This window comes from Mangrovimonas futianensis (assembly GCF_021245805.1).
GTDB classification, from domain to species: Bacteria; Bacteroidota; Bacteroidia; order Flavobacteriales; family Flavobacteriaceae; genus Mangrovimonas; species Mangrovimonas futianensis.
Genome location: NZ_JAJJNF010000001.1, coordinates 87,321 through 109,866 on the forward strand (window position 1 = coordinate 87,321; position 22,546 = coordinate 109,866).

Annotated in this window: 20 protein-coding genes; 15 read left to right on the top strand and 5 right to left on the bottom strand. The window is 36.1% G+C overall.

What is annotated here, in order from left to right; all coding sequences use genetic code 11:
* Positions 1–58: 58 nt before the first annotated feature.
* The gene (locus LOK78_RS00445; RefSeq protein ID WP_232633105.1) at positions 59–1,117 is read left to right on the top strand and encodes a 3-oxoacyl-ACP synthase III family protein; all 1,059 of its coding nucleotides are present in this window, start codon (positions 59–61) and stop codon (positions 1,115–1,117) included.
* 14 nt (positions 1,118–1,131) lie between these two features.
* Here the strand turns inward: LOK78_RS00445 and LOK78_RS00450 are convergent, their stop codons facing one another.
* On the bottom strand, positions 1,132–3,297 hold the full coding sequence (locus tag LOK78_RS00450) for a T9SS type B sorting domain-containing protein (protein ID WP_232633106.1): 2,166 nt from the start codon (positions 3,295–3,297) through the stop codon (positions 1,132–1,134).
* Between the two features lie 263 nt (positions 3,298–3,560).
* On the opposite strand from LOK78_RS00450, the gene LOK78_RS00455 reads away from it, so the two are divergent.
* Together LOK78_RS00455 and LOK78_RS00460 are read left to right on the top strand one after the other, a co-directional pair.
* Positions 3,561–4,085, top strand: a complete 525-nt coding sequence (locus tag LOK78_RS00455; RefSeq protein WP_232633107.1) for a class I SAM-dependent methyltransferase — start codon at positions 3,561–3,563, stop codon at positions 4,083–4,085.
* Positions 4,086–4,934: a glycosyltransferase family 2 protein gene (locus tag LOK78_RS00460; RefSeq protein ID WP_232633108.1), complete on the top strand. Its 849-nt coding sequence runs from the start codon at positions 4,086–4,088 to the stop codon at positions 4,932–4,934. It abuts the gene before it with no gap.
* Here the strand turns inward: LOK78_RS00460 and LOK78_RS00465 are convergent.
* Both LOK78_RS00465 and LOK78_RS00470 read right to left on the bottom strand, forming a co-directional pair.
* A complete protein-coding gene (locus tag LOK78_RS00465) occupies positions 4,931–5,737 on the bottom strand; it encodes a DNA/RNA non-specific endonuclease (protein ID WP_232633109.1) in 807 nt (268 codons plus the stop codon). The two genes, LOK78_RS00460 and LOK78_RS00465, sit on opposite strands and share 4 nt — an antisense overlap.
* Positions 5,737–8,370 carry a valine--tRNA ligase gene (locus tag LOK78_RS00470; RefSeq protein ID WP_232633110.1) on the bottom strand — a complete coding sequence of 878 codons (2,634 nt, stop codon included), beginning with the start codon at positions 8,368–8,370 and terminating at the stop codon, positions 5,737–5,739. Before LOK78_RS00470 ends, LOK78_RS00465 begins: the two co-directional genes overlap by 1 nt.
* A 177-nt stretch (positions 8,371–8,547) precedes the next feature.
* Between LOK78_RS00470 and LOK78_RS00475 the strand changes: the two genes are divergently transcribed.
* A complete protein-coding gene (locus LOK78_RS00475) occupies positions 8,548–8,973 on the top strand; it encodes a DUF1573 domain-containing protein (protein ID WP_053971461.1) in 426 nt (141 codons plus the stop codon).
* A gap of 46 nt (positions 8,974–9,019) precedes the next feature.
* Here the strand turns inward: LOK78_RS00475 and LOK78_RS00480 are convergent, their stop codons facing one another.
* The gene (locus LOK78_RS00480; protein ID WP_232633111.1) at positions 9,020–10,351 is read right to left on the bottom strand and encodes a PDZ domain-containing protein; all 1,332 of its coding nucleotides are present in this window, start codon (positions 10,349–10,351) and stop codon (positions 9,020–9,022) included.
* 129 nt (positions 10,352–10,480) lie between these two features.
* On the opposite strand from LOK78_RS00480, the gene LOK78_RS00485 reads away from it, so the two are divergent.
* The 11 genes from LOK78_RS00485 (at position 10,481) to LOK78_RS00535 (ending at position 21,510) form a co-directional block, all read left to right on the top strand.
* On the top strand, positions 10,481–11,671 hold the full coding sequence (locus LOK78_RS00485; protein ID WP_232633112.1) for a pyridoxal phosphate-dependent aminotransferase: 1,191 nt from the start codon (positions 10,481–10,483) through the stop codon (positions 11,669–11,671).
* The gene (gene murB / locus LOK78_RS00490) at positions 11,671–12,684 is read left to right on the top strand and encodes a UDP-N-acetylmuramate dehydrogenase (protein WP_232633113.1); all 1,014 of its coding nucleotides are present in this window, start codon (positions 11,671–11,673) and stop codon (positions 12,682–12,684) included. The genes LOK78_RS00485 and murB overlap by 1 nt, the downstream gene beginning before the upstream one ends.
* 71 nt (positions 12,685–12,755) lie before the next feature.
* Positions 12,756–13,289, top strand: a complete 534-nt coding sequence (locus LOK78_RS00495) for an RNA polymerase sigma factor (RefSeq protein ID WP_053971457.1) — start codon at positions 12,756–12,758, stop codon at positions 13,287–13,289.
* A gap of 7 nt (positions 13,290–13,296) precedes the next feature.
* On the top strand, positions 13,297–14,124 hold the full coding sequence (locus LOK78_RS00500; protein WP_053971456.1) for an anti-sigma factor domain-containing protein: 828 nt from the start codon (positions 13,297–13,299) through the stop codon (positions 14,122–14,124).
* Between the two features lie 102 nt (positions 14,125–14,226).
* A complete protein-coding gene (locus tag LOK78_RS00505; protein ID WP_053971455.1) occupies positions 14,227–14,430 on the top strand; it encodes a hypothetical protein in 204 nt (67 codons plus the stop codon).
* A gap of 6 nt (positions 14,431–14,436) precedes the next feature.
* Positions 14,437–15,558 carry a glycosyltransferase gene (locus LOK78_RS00510; RefSeq protein ID WP_232633495.1) on the top strand — a complete coding sequence of 374 codons (1,122 nt, stop codon included), beginning with the start codon at positions 14,437–14,439 and terminating at the stop codon, positions 15,556–15,558.
* Entirely contained in the window at positions 15,549–16,097 is a 549-nt protein-coding gene (locus LOK78_RS00515; RefSeq protein ID WP_053971453.1) for an RNA polymerase sigma factor, read from the top strand. The genes LOK78_RS00510 and LOK78_RS00515 overlap by 10 nt, the downstream gene beginning before the upstream one ends.
* The gene (locus LOK78_RS00520) at positions 16,094–17,308 is read left to right on the top strand and encodes an Nramp family divalent metal transporter (RefSeq protein ID WP_232633114.1); all 1,215 of its coding nucleotides are present in this window, start codon (positions 16,094–16,096) and stop codon (positions 17,306–17,308) included. Before LOK78_RS00515 ends, LOK78_RS00520 begins: the two co-directional genes overlap by 4 nt.
* A 51-nt stretch (positions 17,309–17,359) precedes the next feature.
* The gene (gene lipA, locus LOK78_RS00525) at positions 17,360–18,241 is read left to right on the top strand and encodes a lipoyl synthase (RefSeq protein WP_232633115.1); all 882 of its coding nucleotides are present in this window, start codon (positions 17,360–17,362) and stop codon (positions 18,239–18,241) included.
* A complete protein-coding gene (gene gap, locus LOK78_RS00530; protein WP_232633116.1) occupies positions 18,241–19,239 on the top strand; it encodes a type I glyceraldehyde-3-phosphate dehydrogenase in 999 nt (332 codons plus the stop codon). Before lipA ends, gap begins: the two co-directional genes overlap by 1 nt.
* A gap of 24 nt (positions 19,240–19,263) precedes the next feature.
* The gene (locus LOK78_RS00535; protein WP_232393909.1) at positions 19,264–21,510 is read left to right on the top strand and encodes an ATP-binding protein; all 2,247 of its coding nucleotides are present in this window, start codon (positions 19,264–19,266) and stop codon (positions 21,508–21,510) included.
* Here LOK78_RS00535 and lpxK read toward each other — a convergent pair.
* On the bottom strand, positions 21,507–22,514 hold the full coding sequence (gene lpxK, locus LOK78_RS00540; protein WP_232633117.1) for a tetraacyldisaccharide 4'-kinase: 1,008 nt from the start codon (positions 22,512–22,514) through the stop codon (positions 21,507–21,509). The two genes, LOK78_RS00535 and lpxK, sit on opposite strands and share 4 nt — an antisense overlap.
* Positions 22,515–22,546: the final 32 nt, after the last annotated feature.

The window sequence follows — 22,546 nt, forward strand, 5'->3', positions numbered from 1 at the left end:
ATTTGCTTTTAGTTTATTATGCCTACCTTCATGGCCTAATAAATTAAAAGCATTTTTTATGGGCATCAAAATAACTGGTGTAGGAAGTTATATACCAGAAAACATTGAGAAAAACTCTGATTTTAATCAACACTTATTCCTAAATGCCGACGGCTCTCAAATCAGTTCCCCTAACAGTGTTATAGTTGAAAAATTTGAAGCCATTACAGGCATTCAAGAAAGGCGCTATGCCGACAGGCATTTGGTCACCTCTGATATGGGAGCTTTTGCAGCCGAAAAAGCCCTAACCGATGCCAATATAGACCCAGAAACGCTCGATTACATAATTGTGGCCCATAATTTTGGAGATGTTAAATATGGCACCAATCAAGGTGACATGGTTCCTGGGCTTGCAGCAAGAATCAAACACACCTTAAGAATTAAAAACCCAAAATGCGTTGCCTATGACCTCTTGTTTGGCTGCCCCGGATGGCTAGAAGGTGTTATTCAAGCCCAAGCATTCATCAAAGCAGGAATGGCTAAAAAATGTTTGGTTATAGGAACCGAAATGCTATCAAGAGTTATTGATAAACATGATAGAGACTGCATGATCTTCTCTGATGGTGCAGGAGCTACGGTTATTGAGGAAACTGAAGAAGAAGGTGGCATATTGGCTTTTGATACGGCGAGTTACACCTTTGATGAGGCCTATTATTTATATTTCGGCAATTCTTATAATCAGGACCAATCTAAAGCGAATAGTTACATAAAAATGCAAGGGAGAAAAGTTTACGAATTTGCATTGACCCACGTTCCTCAAGCTATGAAAGCTTGTTTGGACCAAAGTGGCTTGGATATAAAGGATGTAAAAAAAATATTTATTCACCAAGCTAATGAGAAAATGGATGAAGCTATTGTGAAGCGTTTTTATAGAGCATACCGTATGCCAGAGCCTGAGAACATCACCCCCATGAGCATTCATAAACTAGGTAACAGTTCCGTAGCCACCATTCCTACTCTATATGATTTGGTAAAGAAAAATAAATTGGAAAATCATGTTGTAAATAAAGGTGATGTCGTCATTTTTGCCAGTGTAGGTGCCGGAATGCATATCAACGCCATGATTTACAAAGCCTAAATTTAAAAATCAAACTAGCGTTTTAGAGTAAAATGAGACCTGTAGAATCCAGGATTCCCTTGATCATCTAAATATTCTACAGTAAACCAATAATCATCTGAAGGCATTTGCTGACCCTCATAGGTTCCATCCCACCTGTAATCACGTGGACTTAAAACGGCCAGTTGTTTTCCAAAGCGATTGAATATTCTTAAAGTATAATCACAACTTTGAGATTCTGCCTCTGGCCCCCAAAAGTCGTTTTCTCCATCTTGATTAGGAGTGAAAAATGATCTTAATTTGTAACATCCAAAACCATCCAAGCATCCCAATCTAACGGTCTCTATAACACCTACACAGCCGCTACTTACCTCAACCAAGGATAATCCATCATAAATCCCAGAAGAGAGCCCTAGCAGCGTAAGGGTCCCGTCAGAGTCTGAGCTAAACACTTGGTATTCTCCGTCATCCTGGATGCCCCCAGAAAAATAAATCTGGTACTGTTCGTTTGGCAATAAGTCATTAATGATAATTTCACCATCTGTGGCAGCACAGTTTGAAGGGATAATAGGTTCAAAATCTAAAACCAGATCTTGTGATTCTATTTCAAAAGAACCCAATGTTTTGGAACATCCAGAACTCAACTCCAACACTTCCAGAGATCCATAGGTCCCTGCATCAAGTCCCATAATTGTAAGAATGCCATTGGAATTACTTTGCAAATTCAGCGCATATGGAGAACCGCCATGAGAATAACCCACTTCATAGGAAGCATTTGGCTGCAAGCCATACATGTAAAGGGCAGCATCTGACTCTCCACATCGTGATGCGGGTGCCACGTCCAACTCGATCTCCAATTCAGGTGCAGAAATCAAAACATCTTCAAATTGGGCAAAACAGCTAGTTTCAACTTCCACCAGTGTAAAACTGGTATACAAACCTGCTGACAAACTTGTAAACTCCAATTGACCTTGGGAATTGGACATTTGAATAAACTCCCCCGTTTCACCATTACCATTCACATAGCTTAAAGAATACTCCATTTCTGAATTCAATTCTGAGAACATCAAAGCGCCATCAGTAGTATTGCAAGCCGTTGTTCCGCTTATATTCAAAACCGTTTCCATTTCGGGAGCAATGAGTTCAACTGGCTCGATAGTTCCGTGACAGTCATCATTACCTATTTCTGAAATGGAAAAATTATCGTACAGACCAGTTCCCAGGCCGGTCATAATAAGCTGGCCAGTGTCCGTTGATTCAATAATGAGGTTTTGGGGAATTCCATTAAGAGTATAGGCAATTTCAAAAGAAGTTAACGGATTTAAATCTAGACCCGTAATGGTGATCACTCCATTTGTAGCTAGACAACCCGAAGGCTCAGCAAAATACCTCGCCAAACTTAAAATAGGGCTAGGAATCTGGTAATACCCTAAATCATCAAAACAGCCTGTTTCAATATTTGTTATAGCAATGTCATAATAGTATCCTGGCTCTAGATTATTAACCACCATGGCCTCTAATCCCGAAGTTGAAACTACTTCAGAAAAACTTTGATTATTTATGGAATAAGTAATCTCATAAACAGCCGGATTAGAATCAGAAACGGCAAAAGACATAACTGCGTCCTGACTGTCACAGCCCGAAGGAGGAATGATAGAAAAACCCGCATCAAAAAGATCTCCTTCAATTTCAATTGCATCAAACTCTACATGGCACCCGGTATTGATATCTTCAACCGTAAGATTAATATAAAACCCAGGCGCCAATCCAGAAACTGTTATTAACCCAGAAAAATCTGAAGTAAGTGTAACATCTTGAAAACCCCCAAAAATATAAGTCACATCATAATCTGTAAAGGGCTCCAGACCAGAAATCTTAATATTACCATTTGCAAAACACTCACTGGCATTTACTACAGCTGAAATAACTGCTGGTAGAGGTACGTGAGGGACCTCTACAGTGCCAAAGGATATTTGGTCACCTAAAACCAAGTTTGTTAACATCAAGTTTTGATAATCTCCTGACGGCAAATTATTAATGGTCAAAGTACCATTGGTATTGGTCGTCAAGGTTAATGTTTGTAAACTACCGTTGTGATATTGAACCTCATATGCTGTATTGGAATCCAATTCAGTAATTATAATAGCCCCGTCCATAGAGGAGCATGAACTAGGAGTTATTACCTCCAGTTGAGGGTCCAAATTATTTTGAATAACGTTACCCCTAGCAACACTAAAAATATGAAACCAGACTAAGCTTAAAATAACTAGAAAGATCCTGATATTTTGGAAAGATATTTTCAAACAGCAATTTTCTATAAATATAAATCAATCAAGCCTTTAAAAAAAATCCTACGTGAAAATTATGAATTACAAAAAAAGCCTACATCTTCTTTAACAATTATAAATTATAACAACTTTATTTTGAAATTATATATTTGCACCATGTCATTTATTCCTACCAGATGTACGAGAAAACATATCCAAACAAAAGATTTAAAAACACATTAGAATTCTTATACAAACATATTTCAAAGGATTCAAAGGTTTTAGATTTGGGGGTTTCAAATCCCTTTTCCGAAATCATGAAAAAGGAAGGATTCCAGGTATCTAACACCAAAGGTGAAGATTTGGATTTAAATACCGAAGCCATTGAAAACTCTAATGCAGACGTGGTCACCGCTTTTGAAATCTTCGAACATTTACTCTCTCCTTTTACGGTTTTAAAGTCAATAAAAGCAGACAGATTAGTTGCAAGTATTCCTCTGAGACTTTGGTTTTCTCCTGCATACAGAAGCAAAACAGACTTGTGGGATAGGCACTACCATGAATTTGAAGACTGGCAATTTGATTGGTTATTAGAAAAAGCAGGTTGGAAAATTTTGGATCGACAAAAATGGACCAATCCAACAAAAAAACTGGGAATTAGGCCCATACTAAGATGGTTCACTCCTCGTTATTATATTGTTTATGCTGAAAAAATTCAATAATTGAACTTTTACATTGTTATACCTGCCCATAATGAAGCGGATTCCATAGGAGACACCTTAAATTCTCTAGTCCATCAAACTTTATTGCCAAAAAAAATTGTGGTAGTCAATGATCATTCTTCAGATGATACTCCAAACATTGTAGAAGAATTTTCAAAATCCCATAACTTCATAGAACTAGTAACCGTTACCTCTTCCAATGAACATTTACCTGGAACCAAAATCATCAACGCCTTTTATAAAGGATATGATACCTTAGATGAAGCATATGATGTTATTTGTAAATATGATGCTGATTTGATCTTTCCATTGAACTACTTGGAATCATTAGCAAATCACTTCAAAGAATCACCTAAATTGGGAATGGCAGCCGGTGTTTGTTATATTGAAAATAATGGTCAATGGGTCTTAGAAGATTTAACAGGAAAAGACCATATAAGAGGTGCGTTAAAAGCTTACAGAAAAGACTGTTTTTTGGAAATAGGCAAGCTAAAAAGAACCATGGGCTGGGATACCATTGATGAACTACTAGCTAAATTCTACGGCTGGAACTTCTTTGCAGATGACACACTTCATGTCAAACATTTGAAACCCACCGGAGCTTCTTATAATAAAGCCGCCAAACATTTACAGGGTGAAGCAATGTACAAAATGAGGTACGGGCTAATACTCACCACCATTTCAGCTCTAAAATTAAGTGTTAAAAAGAAAAGTTTCAATTATTTTAGAGATTACATAGCTGGCTACCTTAAAGCCTTAAAAGAAAAACCTGAATTCACGGTCACCAGCGAAGAAGGTAAGTATATTAGAAATTACAGATGGAAGGGGATTCTTAAAAAATTATATTAAAATTTCCATCCCGATCCATCCCATTTGACTTCCATTTCTTCCTCTAATCTATCTTCCATTTTTGGAAAAAAATCAATGCCAGTTAACTTCTCTATAGAATCGACAGATACAATATATGGCTTAATTTTTCTTTCCAAAGCCCGATTAGGCATCAAAAAAGCAATGGCTTTGGGCTTACCCTCATTATAATCCAGGATTATTTTATAAAAGTATTCTGGAACAGCCACCTTCTCTGACCCGATGGTTTCAAGGCCCGGTTTTAAAACACCGCCTGTGACCACATAAACCCCATGGTATGATTTAGCCCAATAACGCACCTTTTGCTCCAGACTATTCCAGATACCAGAATTAAATTCATGATTCTGTGGAGAAATATTACTAGTCAAAAAAGTTTCGTTGAATAAGTCCTCATCAAATTGCCTATCTGCCGCAGGACATAAATGTCCTCTATCGTAACCCGAGTTTTTATAATTTCTCCAACTAGCAGCACCTGTTGGTATGGCTTCATCGACTTCAAAGTAAGGCCGTTTTCGGTCCACATCAGAAAGTTGATCCTCCAAAAGCTCATAAGCAACCCATTCTGCTTGCTCATAGGCTTCACTATATGACAAGGAATAGCCTTGATGATGCACGATCACACCGGTTGTACTACTGGGCAAAAAAAAGAGATTGGTTCGATCACCAATCTCTCTTCCTTCTTTAACTATGCTTTCTTTTTCCTTTTGATTTAAAAAAGTTTCAAAGGAAAATATCCCAACCACAATAGCAATCGCAATTATGGTGTAGATTTGATTCTTTTTCATCACTTCAAAGAAGACAAGCTTGCTTTTAATGTATCTATTTTTGCCAAAGCATCCGCTTCCTTTTTTCGCTCAGCTGCAACAACCTGCTCTGGCGCATTATTTACAAAGCGCTCATTGGACAGCTTCTTTTGGACAGATTTCAAAAAGCCTTCGGTGTAATTCAACTCTTCCATTAATTTTTTCATCTCCTCTTCCACATCAATAGCACCCGACATAGGGATGAAATATTCATTGGATTTCACCCTAAAAGTAATAGCCCCATCAACAGCTTCGTTGGTATACTCAACACCTTCTAAGTTTCCTAATTTTTGAATGACACTATCAAAAGTAGGCTTAACCTCTTCATTATTTATTACCGAAAATGCCACAGCATCTTTAAAAGCAATGTTCTTATCTTTTCTAATCGTTCTTATACCCGAAATCACTTCTTGAGCCATTTCAAATTCTGAAATTAAAGCTTGATCAAATGACTTTTGAGCGGGCCACTTAGCTACAATCAAAGCCTCTTCTGGTGTACGATCTGAGATAAATTGCCATATTTCCTCAGTAAGGAATGGCATAAACGGATGTAAAACTTTTAAATTGTCTTCAAAAATGGTAATAACACCTTGAAGGGTTTTAGCATCAATAGCTTCTCCGTATGCTGGTTTAATCATCTCTAACAACCAAGAGCAGAAATCATCCCAAATCAACTTATAGGTTGCCATCAAAGCATCACTTAATCTATATTTTGAAAAATGGTCTTCAATCTCTACAAGAGTTTGCTGAAATTTAGCTTCAAACCATTCCAAGGCTATTTTACTAGATTCAGGTTGTTCGATAGTTTCATCAACATCCCATCCTTTGATTAACCTAAAAGCATTCCAAATTTTATTTCCGAAACCTTTTCCTTGTTGACAAAGTGCTTCGTCAAACAACAAGTCATTTCCTGCTGCAGAACTTAATAACAGTCCTACTCTGACACCATCTGCACCAAACTCTTCAATCAACTTCAAAGCATCTGGAGAATTACCCAAAGATTTGCTCATCTTTCGGCGCTGCTTGTCTCTAACCAGACCTGTCAAATACACATTTTCAAAAGGTCTTTCTCCCTTATACTCATACCCAGCAATAATCATTCTGGCTACCCAGAAAAACAAAATATCTGGTCCTGTAACCAAATCGTTTGTTGGATAGTAATATTTGATTTCCTCATTTTCTGGATTTCTGATACCATCAAAAACACTCATGGGCCATAACCAAGAAGAAAACCAAGTATCCAAAGCATCAGAGTCTTGGGTTAAATCTGAAGTCTTAAGTAGGGCATTTCCTGTCTTTTCTTGAGCCAAGACAAGAGCATCCTCCATAGTTTCTGCAACGACAAAATCTTCCTTTCCATCACCATAGTAAAAAGCAGGAATTTGCTGCCCCCACAATAATTGTCGGGAGATGTTCCAGTCTCTGATGTTCTCCATCCAATGGCGATAGGTATTTTCGAACTTTTTAGGAAATAATTTAACTTCCTCATCCTCTAAAACCGCCTTAATGGCTGGTTTCACCAAATCTTCCATTTTCAAAAACCATTGATCTGATAATCTTGGTTCAATGACAGCTTTGGTTCTTTCTGAAGTTCCTACTTTATTGATGTGATTTTCGGTTTTTACCAAAAATCCTTTTTCTTCCAATTCTTTGGCAATTTCCTTACGAGTAACAAAACGATCTTTCCCCTCATATTGCAATCCGTAGCTATTTAATGTGGCATCCGCATTAAATATATCAATCACTTCCAGGTTATGCTTCTCTCCCAGGTTCTTGTCATTTTCATCGTGTGCAGGTGTCACCTTCAAGCAACCCGTACCAAATTCTACATCCACATATTCATCCTCAATGATAGGAATGACTCGATTACAAAGTGGCACAATGGCCTTTTTGCCTCTTAGATGGGCATATCTTTCATCATTAGGATTGATACAAATTGCCGTATCTCCTAAAATAGTCTCTGGTCTTGTGGTAGCAATAGTTACCGTCTCATCACTGCCTTCAATAGGATATGATAAGTAATATAATAATCCTTGACGCTCCTCATAAATCACTTCTTCATCTGACAAGGTCGTTTTTGCCTCTGGATCCCAATTCACCATGCGGTACCCTCTGTAAATTAACCCTTTGTTATAAAGATCTACAAACACCTTAATTACAGATTCACTCATTTCAGGATCCATAGTGAATTTGGTCCTTTCCCAATCGCAAGAGCAACCCAATTTTTTAAGCTGTTCCAAAATAACCCCACCGTACTCATGAGTCCAATCCCAAGCATGCTTTAAAAACTCCTCTCGACTTAAATCGTTTTTATCAATTCCTTCCGATTTCAATTTAGCTACCACTTTAGCTTCAGTAGCTATGGATGCGTGGTCAGTTCCGGGCACCCAACAAGCATTTTTACCTTGTAAACGAGCTCTTCTAATCAACACATCCTGTATGGTATTGTTCAACATATGTCCCATATGAAGAACTCCAGTCACATTTGGAGGTGGAATAACAATGGTATATGGTTCCCTATTATCAGGTTTAGAATGAAAGTAATTGTGTTTCATCCAGTAGTCATACCACTTACTTTCAACTTGGTTAGCATCATATTTTGATGGAATATTCATACTTTGGAATAGTTTTTGGAATATATCCCGCAAAAGTACTTATATTTTGTTGTTTTTCGAAATAAGATTTAGGCCTTAAAATCAAGGATTTCCATTTTTTTTGGGCGCATTACATCTAATTTTTTTGCGTTAGGCACAAAAAGTGAGTATGTTTACAATGAATTAAATAGAAATATTATGAAAAATTTAATTACAATCTTGTTTGTTGGATTATTGACCTTGAGCGTTTCAGCACAGGATAAGGTAGCTAAAATTGAATTTAAAACAGACGTTATTGACTACGGAACCATAGAAAAAGGCGCTGATGGTGTCAGAACATTTGAATTCACCAATACTGGAAATGCCCCACTGATTATAACTAATGTGAAGTCAAGCTGTGGTTGTACGGTACCTGAGAAACCAGACGGACCAATCATGCCAGGGGATACAGGAGAAATCAAAGTTAAGTATGACACAAAACGTGTGATGCCTATTAGAAAATCGATTACTGTAACTTCTAATGCTGAAACTCCTACTGTAGTTTTAAAAATCAAAGGAGAGGTCATTGACCCTAGTAAAAGTAGCGTTCTAGAAAAAAAACAGAAAAGCTTAATGGAAAAATAATTCCATAGGAAGTATCATTTAATAAAGCCTTGAGAAATCAAGGCTTTTATTTTTTAAACGGGGATTCTAATTCAAATTTAAATTCCAAAACATCGCCATTCCTATCTACTTCAAGCTCTATTTCCTTACCTACCTCTTCATAAAATTTTAACATCACCTCTTGTAGTGTATATTTTTCGCACGGTCTACCATTAACAGATAAAACTACATCACCCAATTCAAGACCTGCCCTCTCTGCCGCAGATCCCGGTCTAATCTCAACAATTGAAAAAGCTGGTTTTAATGCCAATTTATAGCTGGGATTCAAAACTATTTTAGTTGAGGGCATATTATTATCTTCTCGATTAACTTGTTGCATTTCATAGTAAGCTTTTTCTTCTGTTATTAATCGAACTCCATCGTGCTCCAATTCAATCCCTGAATTATTATAGCTGAAAGGATCCTTAAAATGTCGGTTCTTTTTAAAACTAATTTTTGAATTGGGGTAATCGACCACCAAATTAAATCGTTTCAAAATGTTTCCTGCCAAACTGCCATCTCTGCCTTTAATTTTTTTGATATAGGCTATATCAGATGTGTCAGGAAAAGACACATTTGTATTCTTTAATTCAAATTCTTTTAAGATAAACTTCTTTAACTTGGAACGTTTACCATGAACACTTCCGCTTAACCCATGCCCCAAGAAATCATTGAAATAAGATTGATTGTTTACAATCCTCTTATTTTCAAATAGCCAAAGTGCGTCACTCCCGCCTGTATCAACCAATAACTTCACAGGAATTTCCTCTTCCATTAAAACTACAGCTACATCAACATAGGGTTTGTTCTTATGTAATTCCATTTCCAAGGACACACAACTTTTGCAGTGCCTATAACGAAATATTTTGGGATCTGTAATCCGAATAAATCTTGAAGAATAATTGATTTCTACTATCAGGTCTTTAAAAAGGTCAAAGCCAATGATTCCATGCAAAGGAAAACCCAACCTTGGCGTAAAATTCAATGCCGAATCATAAATGATGTACAGATCTTGATTGACATTAATGGCATCTCCCAACTGCACTACATTTCCCTCTGACTTGATGGATTCCACAGCTTGACCCTCACCCAAACCTCTAAGAAAAATGGTTGATGTTTTTTCTATTTGAAGGGAATCTGTCAGATTTAAGAAATTAAAAATAATAGGTTTGCTTACCCCAGTATCCAAAAGAAAAGACAATTCTACCCCATTCACTTTTATCGGTATGACTATTAAATTATTAACTAATTTAAAATGGATTTTATCCGATCCCTTTTTGTTTTGAATCACATATCGTCCTTGAGCCAAACTGAATTGAAAGGAGCATGCCAAAATCAATGTCAAAACATACCGCATCATAAGCTATCAAGCGATTCTATTTCATTGAATTTACAAATCTTTAGGAAACCTATAATTTTTTGCATTTATTTTTAAATAAAGTTTAAGATTATTTCGAAATTTGCACTCCAATAAAATTAAAAAAATACTATGCCTGCAATATCCAAAAAGGGGTTAGACATGCCTCAATCCCCCATAAGAAAATTGGCACCTTACGCTGAAAAAGCCTATGCTGAAGGAAAAACGGTTTACCATTTAAACATTGGTCAGCCAGATATTAAAACGCCTGAAATTGCATTAGATGCTGTAAAGATTCACAGTTTGGATATTTTGGCTTACACCAGATCTGAAGGTTCTGATGATTACCGTCAAAAAATTGCAGGTTATTACGAAAAAAATGACATTCACGTTTCCAAAGATGATATCATCGTAACTACTGGTGGTAGCGAAGCCTTACTCTTTGCTTTTGGAAGTATTATGGATATAGATGACGAAATTATTATTCCAGAACCTTTTTATGCCAATTACAATGGCTTTTCTACGGCTTCAGGAGTTAATATTGTTCCTGTCATTTCTAAAATAGAGGACAACTTTGCGCTTCCTGCTATTGAAGAATTTGAAAAGTTAATCACACCCAAAACAAAAGCTATCCTTATTTGTAATCCTGGAAACCCCACAGGATACCTTTATTCAAAAGAGGAGATAAAAAAACTTGCGGCTATTGTTAAAAAACATGACTTGTTTTTAATTGCTGATGAAGTTTACCGTGAATTTGTTTATGACGGGATTGAGCATTACTCTATTATGCAGGAAGAAAGCATTCAAGAAAATGCTATAATGATTGATTCGGTTTCTAAAAGATACAGCATGTGTGGCGCTCGAATAGGTTGTTTGGTTTCTAAAAACAAGGAAGTTATTGCAACAGCTCTTAAGTTTGCTCAAGCAAGATTAAGTCCACCTACCTTAGCTCAAATTGCCAGTGAAGCCGCCTTGAACACGCCTCAAAGTTATTTTGATGAAGTAAAAGCTGAATATGTATCTAGAAGAAATACCTTAATCGAAGAACTAGAAAAAATTGAAGGCGTAAAAGTAGCCAAACCCAAAGGAGCCTTTTATTGTGTTGCGGAGTTACCAGTTAAAAACGCCGATGATTTTGCCCAATGGCTTTTGGAACATTTTGTTGTTAATGGAGAAACTGTTATGGTTGCGCCAGCTGCCGGTTTTTATTCAACCCCAGGAGTTGGACTGAATCAAATCAGGATTGCGTATGTTTTAAATGAAAACAGTTTAAGAAAAGCCGTTAACATCCTTAATGAAGCTCTTAAAGTTTATCCCAATTAGTGATTATTCATAAAAACATATCACTAAAACCTTATAACACCTTTGGAATAGACGTTAAAGCCAGTTCATTTATCTCTATATCAGATGTTGAAGAATTAAAGGAGGTTCTTGATTCAAAAGAATACCCTGATAAATTTATTTTGGGAGGTGGCAGCAACATGCTCTTGACTAAAGATGTGGATGCACTGGTCATTCATGTAAATCTGAAGGGAATAGAAATTTTAAAGGACGATTCAGAACATGTTTGGGTTAAGGCAAATGCTGGAGAAGTTTGGCACGAATTTGTTCTGTTTTGTCTCAAAAATAACTTGGGTGGAATAGAAAATTTATCGCTTATCCCCGGGAACGTAGGGACCGCCCCCATTCAAAATATTGGCGCCTATGGTGTGGAACTTAAGGATGTCATGGAAAGTTGCGAAGCCTTAAACATCAAAACCAAGGAAATTAGGAGTTTCTCAAATGCTGAATGTCAGTTTGGATATAGAAATTCTATTTTCAAAACTCAAGAAAAAGGAAATTTCATCATCACTAGTATCACTTTTAAGTTGACCAAAAGAAATCACGTTTTACACACAGAATATGGTGCCATTACTCAAGAACTGGACAGTCTTGAGATACAAAACCCTACCATACAAGATGTTTCTCGAGCAGTCATAAATATTAGAGAAAGTAAACTTCCTGATCCAAAAGAGATTGGAAATAGTGGTAGTTTTTTTAAAAATCCTGTCATTTCTTCCAAGGCATTTGAAAAGCTCAAGGAAAATTTTCCAGATATTCCTGGCTATGTTCTTTCAGACTCTGAAGTAAAAGTCCCTGCTGGTTGGCTTATCGAGACGGCTGGATTTAAGGGAAAAACGTTTAAAAACTACGGTGTGCATACCAAACAAGCGTTAGTACTCGTTAATTATGGTGGCGCTTCAGGGCAAGAAATTTATCAACTGTCAAAATTAATCCAAACGACCGTACGTCGAATTTTTGATATTTCAATTGAAGCAGAGGTAAATATTATTTAATTTGCCCAGATTTCTATATTTTTGGAAATCTGCTTTGATTGAACTTATAAAACACTTTAACAAATAATAGCTTGATTTCACCCATTGAACAAAGAATAGTTGACTTGTTGGAACGAGGCAACAAACAAGCCATATCCTTGCTTTATGAAAACTATGCAGATGCGCTTTTTGGTGTTATAAAAAAAGTTCTATCAGATGATGACCTTGCCCAAGATGCATTGCAGGAAACATTCATTAAAGTTTGGAAAAAAGCCAAGACTTATGACCCTTCCAAAGCCAAACTCTTTACATGGCTGTATCGCATAGCGTATAATACTGCTATTGATAAAGTTAGGTCACAAACAAATAAGGATAGTAAGGAAATCCAAATCGACATTTCAAACGTATATAAATTGACTTCCGAAAGTATCAATCAAGATGTTCTAGACATCAAAGAGCATTTAAAAACTTTGGATGAGAAATATCAGATTGTATTGAATGCCCTATTTTTTGAGGGTATGACGCAACAGGAAGCAAGTGAGGAATTGGATATTCCTCTTGGAACAATTAAGTCAAGATTAAAAATTGGACTTCGTGAGCTAAAAAAGATTTACGATCCAAAATAAAAAAGTCATGAATGATAAAATAAATACTTTCTTACATTCTGGTCTGTTGGAAAAATATCTGATGGACGAAACAACATTGCAGGAAAGCTTGATGGTGGAAAATTACATCGCCAAGTACCCTGAAGTTGAGAATGCATACAACACCTTGCAACACAATTTGGAAATCGTAGCCAAAAGCAATGCTGTTGAAGCGCCTCAAGCGATCTTGGACAACATCCTTGATGAACTTAATGAAGAAGACACTTTTGAAAAGGAAACCCCGGTTATTAATTTAAATTCTAGAAAAAAGACAAAAAAGTGGTACCACCTAAGTATAGCAGCTAGTATTGCTACACTTATTTTTGCAGGAACCTCTTATTTTCTATACACCCAAAATCTAGACTTAAAAAATAACTTAAGCCTTCAAAAGCATGAAAGCCAAGTAATTGTTGATGAAATTTTTGATCTCAGAGGAGACATTGACAAGATTATGAAGCAGTTCAAGCAATTGAACAATCCGGAAACTGAAAAATACATCATTAATGGAAACCAACGCGCCAAGAACTTAAAGACTGTCGCTTATATTAATCCCAAAGAAAGAACTTCTATGATTGATGTGGTTTCATTACCTAAATTACCTGAAGACCAAGAGTATAAAATTTGGGCTCAATTGCAGGATAAAATGGTAGACCTGGGAATCTTAACTGAAACCGATAGGCAGCTGAAAGAAATCCCTTATACCGAAAATGCTCTTGGATACAGTATTACTATTGAATCTAAAGGGAATGAGCATGAAACGGCTACAAAAGAAAATAGTGTTGCTGAAATTTTATTAAAAAATAAGAGCAACCAATAACTAAAAATAACACTACTGAGAAAAGAAAGCGGGTTTCAAAATATTGGAACCCGCTTTTTATGTTTTGAACTTAAAATTCCTAACTTTGCAAAAAGAAAAATTATGAAGCTTCTTTTAGTTACTTTAATATTATTAGGTTTGGGATTTGCTGGTATTGCAATTAAAATCTGGGCCAAAAAAGATGGAAAATTTGCAGGAACTTGTGCAAGTCAAAATCCGATGTTGAATAAAGATGGTGAGGCATGCGGATTTTGTGGAAAAACTCCAGACCAATTTCAAAACTGTAACGAACCTCAACATTCTTAATATTTGATGACCTGGCTTGATTGGGTTTTCTACTTTTTTTCTGGAGTAGTAGGTATTCAAGTAATCTATTATCTATTTTTTTTAAAGTTACTCCCATCTGGTAAAGATAAAAGGAGGCAAATAGGTGTATCTCCCAACTTACCTGTTTCAGTTATTGTTTGCGCTAAAAATGAAGCTGAGAACTTAAAATCATTTCTCCCTTCTATTTTAAATCAAGACTACCCTAAGTTTCAAGTTATTTTGATCAATGATGCCTCACGTGACGATACACTAGAAATCATGGAAGCATTTCAAGAACAATTTTCAAATATCAAAATTGTTAATGTGAGGAACAATGAAACCTTTTGGGCCAATAAAAAATATGCTCTAACCCTAGGTATCAAGGCAGCAGAATACGAACACCTTTTATTTACCGACGCCGATTGCAAACCGGTTTCCAACCATTGGATCTCTGAAATGAGCAAACAATTTTCAGAGTCAAAATCCATTGTTTTGGGTTATGGTAGCTATGCCAAGATTAAAAAATCTTTTTTAAATAAATTAATTCGGTTCGAAACGCTTTTAACGGCTATTCAATACTTTTCTTATGCTTCTTGGGGCAATCCTTACATGGGTGTTGGTCGCAATCTAGCCTATACCAAAACTGAATTTTTTAAGGCTAATGGCTTTATCAACCATATCAAAGTAAGATCCGGTGATGATGATCTTTTTATAAATGAAGTGGCCAACGGGAAAAATACCACTATTTGTTCTTCTGAAGAAAGCTTCACGGTCTCACAACCTAAAACCTCTTTCAAGGCATGGATTCATCAAAAGAGAAGACATATTTCAACGGCGAAACTTTATAAATCGAAGCATAAGCTTCTTTTGGGCCTATTTTACAGTACCCAATTACTGTTTTGGACCCTTCCCATTGTCCTTTTGATATTTTTATTTCAATGGCCTTGGGTTGTCGGATTAATTTCGTTTCGATTTCTTATTCAATGGGTTGCATTGGGAAAAGCTTCGAAAAAATTAATGGAAAAAGACCTTGTTCCAATAATTCCCGTTCTAGAATGTTTTCTCATCTTTTTCCAATTAATTATCTTTATAACTAACCTCATATCCCCGCCCAAGCATTGGAAATAAAAGAAGCCATAAAAAAAGCCAAGGAAAATGATCAAAAAGCATTTAAATTTTTATTGGATTCCTTTTGGGATTATGTTTATGGTTACCAAATAAAACGTACCGGTAATGAAAATGAAGCCGAAGACATTACCATACAAGCATTTTCAAAAGCCTTTGATAAAATAGCCACTTTTGACGAATCATATTCGTTTCAAACTTGGATCATTACCATCTCAAAGAACATTCATATTGATATGGTACGGAAAGAAAAAAATAAAATTTCCCAAACTATTTCCAATCAGGATGAAGATTCCCTAAATCAAATTCTAGATGAATCGCCTTCTGCCGAAGACCAGTTGATCATAGAACAAAACTTGGCTAAATTGCTTAAAGACATCAAAAAGCTCAAGCCCCATTATCAAGAAATCATCAACCTTAGATATTTCCAAGAGCTAAGCTATCAAGAAATATCAGATGAGTTAAAAGAGCCCATGAACAATGTTAAGGTAAAACTTTTAAGAGCCAAAAAACTGCTTGCCGAAATCATTAAAACAAAATGAAATCGCGGTTAAAAAAACTAGGCCCTGGCTTAATGTTTGCTGGAGCCGCCATTGGGGTATCGCACTTAGTACAATCTACAAGAGCAGGAGCCGATTTTGGATTTGGATTGCTTTGGGCACTTTTCTTCATCAATATCATAAAATATCCATTTTTTCAATTTGGACCAAAATACACCTCAGCCACTGGGGAGAGTCTACTGGATGGCTATCATAAGCTAGGAAAACCCATTCTATGGATTTATTTCCTACTGAATCTGGCAACAATGTTTACCATCCAAACAGCAGTTACAATCGTTACCGCTGGATTGGCATCCACCCTCTTCGGGTTTAATTTACCTATTGAATGGTGGGCATTTATTGTTTTAGGCATTTGCTTTTTTATTCTATTAAATGGCAAGTACTCCTTTTTGGACCATTTAATGAAAGTGATCGTCATCACCCTCACTTTAAGCACAATTATTGCCGTGATTATAGCCATCCCAAACACGGATCAACCTTTATCATTTGAACAAATAATTCCATCAGACACTTTAGCCATTTCTTTTTTAATTGCTTTTATGGGTTGGATGCCAGCACCCTTGGATGTATCCATTTGGCAATCTTTATGGACTCTAGAAAAGAAAAAATTGAATCCCGAATTATCCCAAAAGTCAATTTTATTCGATTTCAATATTGGCTTTATGAGTACCATATTAGTAGGCTGTTGCTTTTTAGCTTTGGGAGCCCTAGTCATGAACCATAGCGGCGAAACATTCAGTCCGCAAGCTTCCTCATTTGCCAACCAACTCATTACTCTTTATACCCAAACTCTTGGCAATTGGACCTATTTAATAATTGCTTTAGCTGCTTTTACCACCATGTTTAGCACAACCTTAACTACTTTAGACGCTTCTCCTAGAGCCATGTCCAAATCGGTAGAACTCCTTTTTAACAAAAATTATAATAAAGGCTATTTTTATTGGATGGTAGGATTGGCAATAGGTACCTTAATTATTTTTGTTTTTTTCCTATCCGAAATGGCTATGTTAGTAAAAATAGCCACAATTCTCTCCTTTTTAACAGCCCCGTTTTATGCTGTTGTTAATTACATCTTAATTACAAGCAAACATACACCCAAGGAATTAAGACCTAAAAAAGGAATGCGCTTCTACAGCATCATTAGCATCTTACTTTTAATAAGTTTTAGCATTTGGTACTTAACAACTGTTTAGTATCCTATGTGATGAATACTTTGTATCTTTGCAGCCTTAGATTTTAATGTTATGGATACCGCAACAACTTCAAATTTAAAACCAACAGAACGACAACCAAAACCAAAATGGTTACGAGTAAAACTTCCTACCGGAAAGAAATACACGGAATTAAGAGGTTTGGTCGATAAATATAGCCTGAATACTATTTGTACCTCGGGTAGCTGTCCGAATATGGGTGAATGTTGGGGAGAAGGGACTGCTACTTTCATGATTTTAGGTAATATTTGTACGAGATCATGCGGTTTTTGTGGTGTAAAAACAGGTAGACCGGAAACAGTGGATTGGGATGAACCTGAGAAAGTTGCAAGATCTATTAAAATCATGAACATCAAACACGCTGTTTTAACTAGTGTAGATCGAGATGATTTAAAGGATATGGGTAGTATATTATGGGCTGAGACTGTTAAGGCTGTAAGAAGGATGAACCCCGAAACAACTCTTGAAACGCTCATCCCAGATTTTCAAGGTATGGAAAGGCATATTGATCGTATTGTGGAAGTAGCCCCTGAAGTCGTTTCACACAATATGGAAACCGTAAGAAGACAGACCAGAGAAGTTCGAATTCAAGCGAAATATGACAGAAGCCTGGGAGTATTAAAATATTTAAAAGAACAAGGACAGCGTAGGACTAAATCTGGTATCATGCTTGGACTTGGAGAAACAAAGGAAGAAGTCATTGAAACGCTTCATGATTTAAGAGAAAGTCAAGTAGATGTTGTGACCATTGGTCAATATTTACAACCTAGTAAAAAGCATTTACCTGTTCAACGCTTTGTGACACCCGATGAGTTTAAGGCTTATGAAGAGATAGGCCTGGATCTTGGCTTTAGACATGTTGAAAGTAGTGCTCTTGTACGCTCTTCTTATAAAGCACAAAAGCATATCGAATAATGATCCGTATTGGTATTAACGGATTTGGTCGTATTGGAAGACGTGTATTTCGACTGGCTTTAGAAAGACCAGATATTGAAGTTGTAGCCATCAATGATTTGGCAGATGTTCAAACTCTAAGCCATCTTTTAAAATACGACAGTATTCATGGTGTCTTGAAACAGAATGTTTCCTATTCCGAAGGATTCATAAACGTGGATGATCAAAAAGTCTCCATTTTAAACCATACCCACCCTAAAGATATTGATTGGTCAGCTTTCAAATTGGATTTCGTAATTGAATCTACCGGTAAATTTAAGGATAGAGAAAGCCTACAATACCATATTCAAAATGGAGCCAAACAAGTTATTCTAAGTGTCCCTCCTTTAGAAGATGACATTAAGACGATTGTTTTGGGCGTTAATGACCACATTTTAAATGGTCAAGAATTGATCATTTCTAATGCCTCCTGCACTACCAACAATGCTGCCCCAATGATTTCTATCATCAAAGATTTGTGCGGAATAGATCAGGCTTATATTACAACGGTTCATTCTTATACCACAGACCAAAGTTTACATGACCAACCCCATAAAGACCTGAGGCGAGCCAGAGCCGCTGGACAGTCAATTGTGCCAACTACTACTGGTGCTGCGAAGGCATTGACGAAAATTTTCCCAGATTTAAACGATGTCATAGGAGGATGTGGTATTCGAGTTCCAGTAGCCAATGGCTCCTTAACAGACATTACATTTAATGTGAAGAGAGAAACTTCCATTTTAGAAATAAACAATGCTTTTAAGACTGCTGCCGAAAACCGTTTAAAAGGTATTTTGGAGTATACTGAAGACCCTATTGTATCTATAGATATTGTCGGCAACCAGCACTCTTGTATCTTTGATGCACAGATGACCTCAGTCATTGGAAATATGGTTAAGATTATAGGTTGGTATGATAATGAAACGGGCTATTCTTCACGAGTTTTAGATTTAATTTGCAATTTATCGATAAAAAAGTAACTTTTATCGAATAAATATTTATATTTGTCACATTGGCAACTAAATGTGATGTCCCGAATCAGTATTTACATATATGCTTTCCTTCTGCTATTAAGCTTTAAAGCGCTTTCTCAGGATTCAGTTAAAGATGATCCTGAGACCATTCAGAATGCGATAAATTATCATGTCAATCAAGCACAATCTGATATTGAAAACGGCAGGTATTTTGAGGCACAAAAAACACTGGACGAGGCTTTGGTGCTTGCTAATAAAATTGATAATACAAAGAGCCAAGGTATCATCTATTCCAAACTTGGAAAACTGCAATATTTAATAGACGAACCTGAAGAGGCTATTAAATACCTTATAAAAGCCAATGAAAAGCAACGTTTCGCAAAAGATGACGCCAATCTTGCCGAAACTTATAAGACCATGGGAAATGTCTATTTCAGCATGGAACAATATCAAGATGCACTAGATTATTATACATCCTCAAAAACTTTATTTCAACAGGAAGGACTAAATGAATATGTAGCTGAAGTAAATCTAAATGAAGGAAGAACCTACATTAAACTGAAGGATTACAGGAGGGCTAAGATGTTATTAAGCCAAAGTACTGCAATGGCTAAACGCTATGAAAATTATAAAATATTAAGTAGCGGTAAAATACATTTAGGGTATGCTATTTTTCATTTAAAAGATGAAACAGCAGGTTTGCAAGAAGCAAATGAGGGATTAAGAATTGCCCTGGAACATCAATTTGATGATGTATTAAACCATGGATACCTGCTTTTAAGCGAATTGAATCATAATGTTGGAAATTTCAAAGAGGCCAATGATTTGCTATTAAAACACATTGCTTTATCAGACTCCATTTTAAAGGCAAAACGAAACAGCCTTTCTGAGGAAAAGAAGATGCAGTTATTAATAGAAAACCAAACCCAATACCAAAAAGAAAAACTTGCAGATCTTGAAGAAGAGCGAGATGCCAATAATCTAAACAAGCTTACCACCATTTTAAGTATCGCTTTAATTACAATCCTTTCACTTTTAACCTTATCGTTGTACAAAAACAACAACATTAGGTTAAAAACCAACAACATGTTGCACAAGAAAAATAGTGAATTGATTATAGCCAAAGAAAAGGCCGAATTAGCATCTAAAACGAAAGCCAACTTCCTTTCCACAGTAACCCACGAATTACGTACACCTCTTTATGCTGTAACCGGTTTAACCAATATGCTATTGGAAGAAGAGCCCAAACCAGAACAGATTCAGCATTTAAAATCATTGAAATTTTCTGGTGATTACTTACTAACCTTCATCAATGACATCCTTCAAATCAACAAAATTGAAGCTAATAAAGTTGAGTTAGAACCAGAACCATTCAATTTAAAGAAAAAAATAACCAATGTTATCGCGGCTTTGAACAACTCTGCTCTAGATAACAATACCAAGCTTCATTTTAAATTTGAAAATGGCTTACCCGAAAATTATGTTGCTGACCAAATTAAAATTTCCCAAATTCTCATTAATCTAATCGGGAACTCCATTAAGTTCACAAAAGATGGTGACATCTGGATTAAAGTGAGTAAAACAGAACAAAAGGGAGACATTTATAATCTGAAATTTGAAATTCAGGATAACGGAATTGGTATCAGTAAGGAAAAGCAAGACCAGTTGTTTGAAAGTTTTGCACAAGGTTCCATCCAAATTAATAGAAAATATGGAGGTACGGGATTAGGACTTTCCATTGTAAAAGGGTTAATTAAGATATTGAACGGTAAAATATACCTTGACAGTGAACTTGGGAAAGGATCTACTTTCACCTTTGAAATTCCCATGAAATATTCTGAAAAAGAAATCATTGAGGAAACTAAGAGCTACTTCAAAGATGTTCAAGATGTGGACTTAAAAGACATCAAGATTCTAGTAGTTGAAGACAACAAAATCAATCAGATGATCACCAAAAAAATCTTGACAAAGATGAAGTTACAATGTGAAGTTGTAGACAATGGTGAGGCAGCTGTTGAAAAAGTTAAAACGAACCGTTATCATGTTATCTTGATGGACATTCACATGCCAGGAATTAGCGGTTTAGAAGCTACTAAGCTTATTAGAGAGTTTAACAAGGACATTACTATATTTGCCTTAACAGCCGTAACCCTTGAAGATAAAATGCATGAATTTGACGAAGCAGGATTTAATGATATTATCTCCAAACCATTCAAGCAGGAAGACTTTGAGAAAAAACTATTCCACGCTTTGATTAGTGAAGGCTCACCATCCTAAAAGGAATTGACAAAATCCAGTACTTTTTGATTAAACTCTTTGGGTTTGTCCAATACTATTTCAATGGGCAAGTGGAACAATTTATCCTTTAATTGAGAGTAGTCTTTCAATCTCATATAATCCTTTTCGGTAGTAACAACAGTTTTACTTTTTGCAATCATTTCAATTTCCTGATCTGAAAAATGGTGGTGATCTGGAAAATTTGAATGTTTAAACTTCAGGTTTTCTAGATTTAAAAATTCCAACAAAGGCTTTGGATTGGCTATTCCAGTCACCAAGGTAAAATCTTCTAATTCTTTAAGCTGAAGAGAACGATTTTCTGAAACAACAGCATCACTATATTTGATGTGACTAAAAAATACCTGCTGATGAGGCAAAGGTTTCAACCTTTTGGCAATTTGTGTCTTTTCAAGCTCATTCAAACTGCTTGGGCACTTTGTGACCACAATAACATCTGCCCTTTTAGCTCCTGTTTTAGGCTCCCTTAAATCCCCTGCAGGGAGCATGCAATCATCTGTATATATATTATCATAAGCCGTAAGCAATATATAAAAACCAGCCTGCACCTTTCTATGCTGAAAAGAATCATCCAATAAAACGACCTCCAAACTGGGGTTCCATGATTTTAAATGCTCTATCCCCCTTTGCCTGTTTTCATCCACAGCAACCTGTATTTGATCCTTGAATTTTGAAAAAAACTGAAACGGCTCATCACCAATAGATACCGCCGAGTCTGATGCATCAGCTAATTTGAACCCGGTGGTTTTTCTTTTATATCCACGACTTAAAGTAGCCGTTTGAAAATCTTTAGACAGTAATCTAATTAAATACTCAATCATCGGACTCTTTCCAGTACCTCCCACGCTCAAATTCCCAACTCCAATAACTGGAAAACCATATGATTTACTTTTCAACCACCCATAATCAAAGGCTTTGTTACGCCAATAAGTAACCACATAATAAATGGGGTTCAATGGATAAAGCAACTTCCTGAAAAATTTCATGAAACTAAAGTATTATTTTTTATTCACCTGAA

Coding starts and splice junctions, on each gene's coding strand:
- LOK78_RS00480 (WP_232633111.1), bottom strand. CDS start 10,351: ATGATGCGGTATGTTTTGACATTGATTTTGGCATGCTCCTTTCAATTC.
- LOK78_RS00500 (WP_053971456.1), top strand. CDS start 13,297: ATGAATGATAAAATAAATACTTTCTTACATTCTGGTCTGTTGGAAAAA.
- LOK78_RS00455 (WP_232633107.1), top strand. CDS start 3,561: ATGTACGAGAAAACATATCCAAACAAAAGATTTAAAAACACATTAGAA.
- gap (WP_232633116.1), top strand. CDS start 18,241: ATGATCCGTATTGGTATTAACGGATTTGGTCGTATTGGAAGACGTGTA.
- lipA (WP_232633115.1), top strand. CDS start 17,360: ATGGATACCGCAACAACTTCAAATTTAAAACCAACAGAACGACAACCA.
- LOK78_RS00520 (WP_232633114.1), top strand. CDS start 16,094: ATGAAATCGCGGTTAAAAAAACTAGGCCCTGGCTTAATGTTTGCTGGA.
- LOK78_RS00485 (WP_232633112.1), top strand. CDS start 10,481: ATGCCTGCAATATCCAAAAAGGGGTTAGACATGCCTCAATCCCCCATA.
- LOK78_RS00470 (WP_232633110.1), bottom strand. CDS start 8,370: ATGAATATTCCATCAAAATATGATGCTAACCAAGTTGAAAGTAAGTGG.
- lpxK (WP_232633117.1), bottom strand. CDS start 22,514: ATGAAATTTTTCAGGAAGTTGCTTTATCCATTGAACCCCATTTATTAT.
- LOK78_RS00445 (WP_232633105.1), top strand. CDS start 59: ATGGGCATCAAAATAACTGGTGTAGGAAGTTATATACCAGAAAACATT.
- LOK78_RS00505 (WP_053971455.1), top strand. CDS start 14,227: ATGAAGCTTCTTTTAGTTACTTTAATATTATTAGGTTTGGGATTTGCT.
- LOK78_RS00475 (WP_053971461.1), top strand. CDS start 8,548: ATGAAAAATTTAATTACAATCTTGTTTGTTGGATTATTGACCTTGAGC.
- LOK78_RS00465 (WP_232633109.1), bottom strand. CDS start 5,737: ATGAAAAAGAATCAAATCTACACCATAATTGCGATTGCTATTGTGGTT.
- LOK78_RS00510 (WP_232633495.1), top strand. CDS start 14,437: ATGACCTGGCTTGATTGGGTTTTCTACTTTTTTTCTGGAGTAGTAGGT.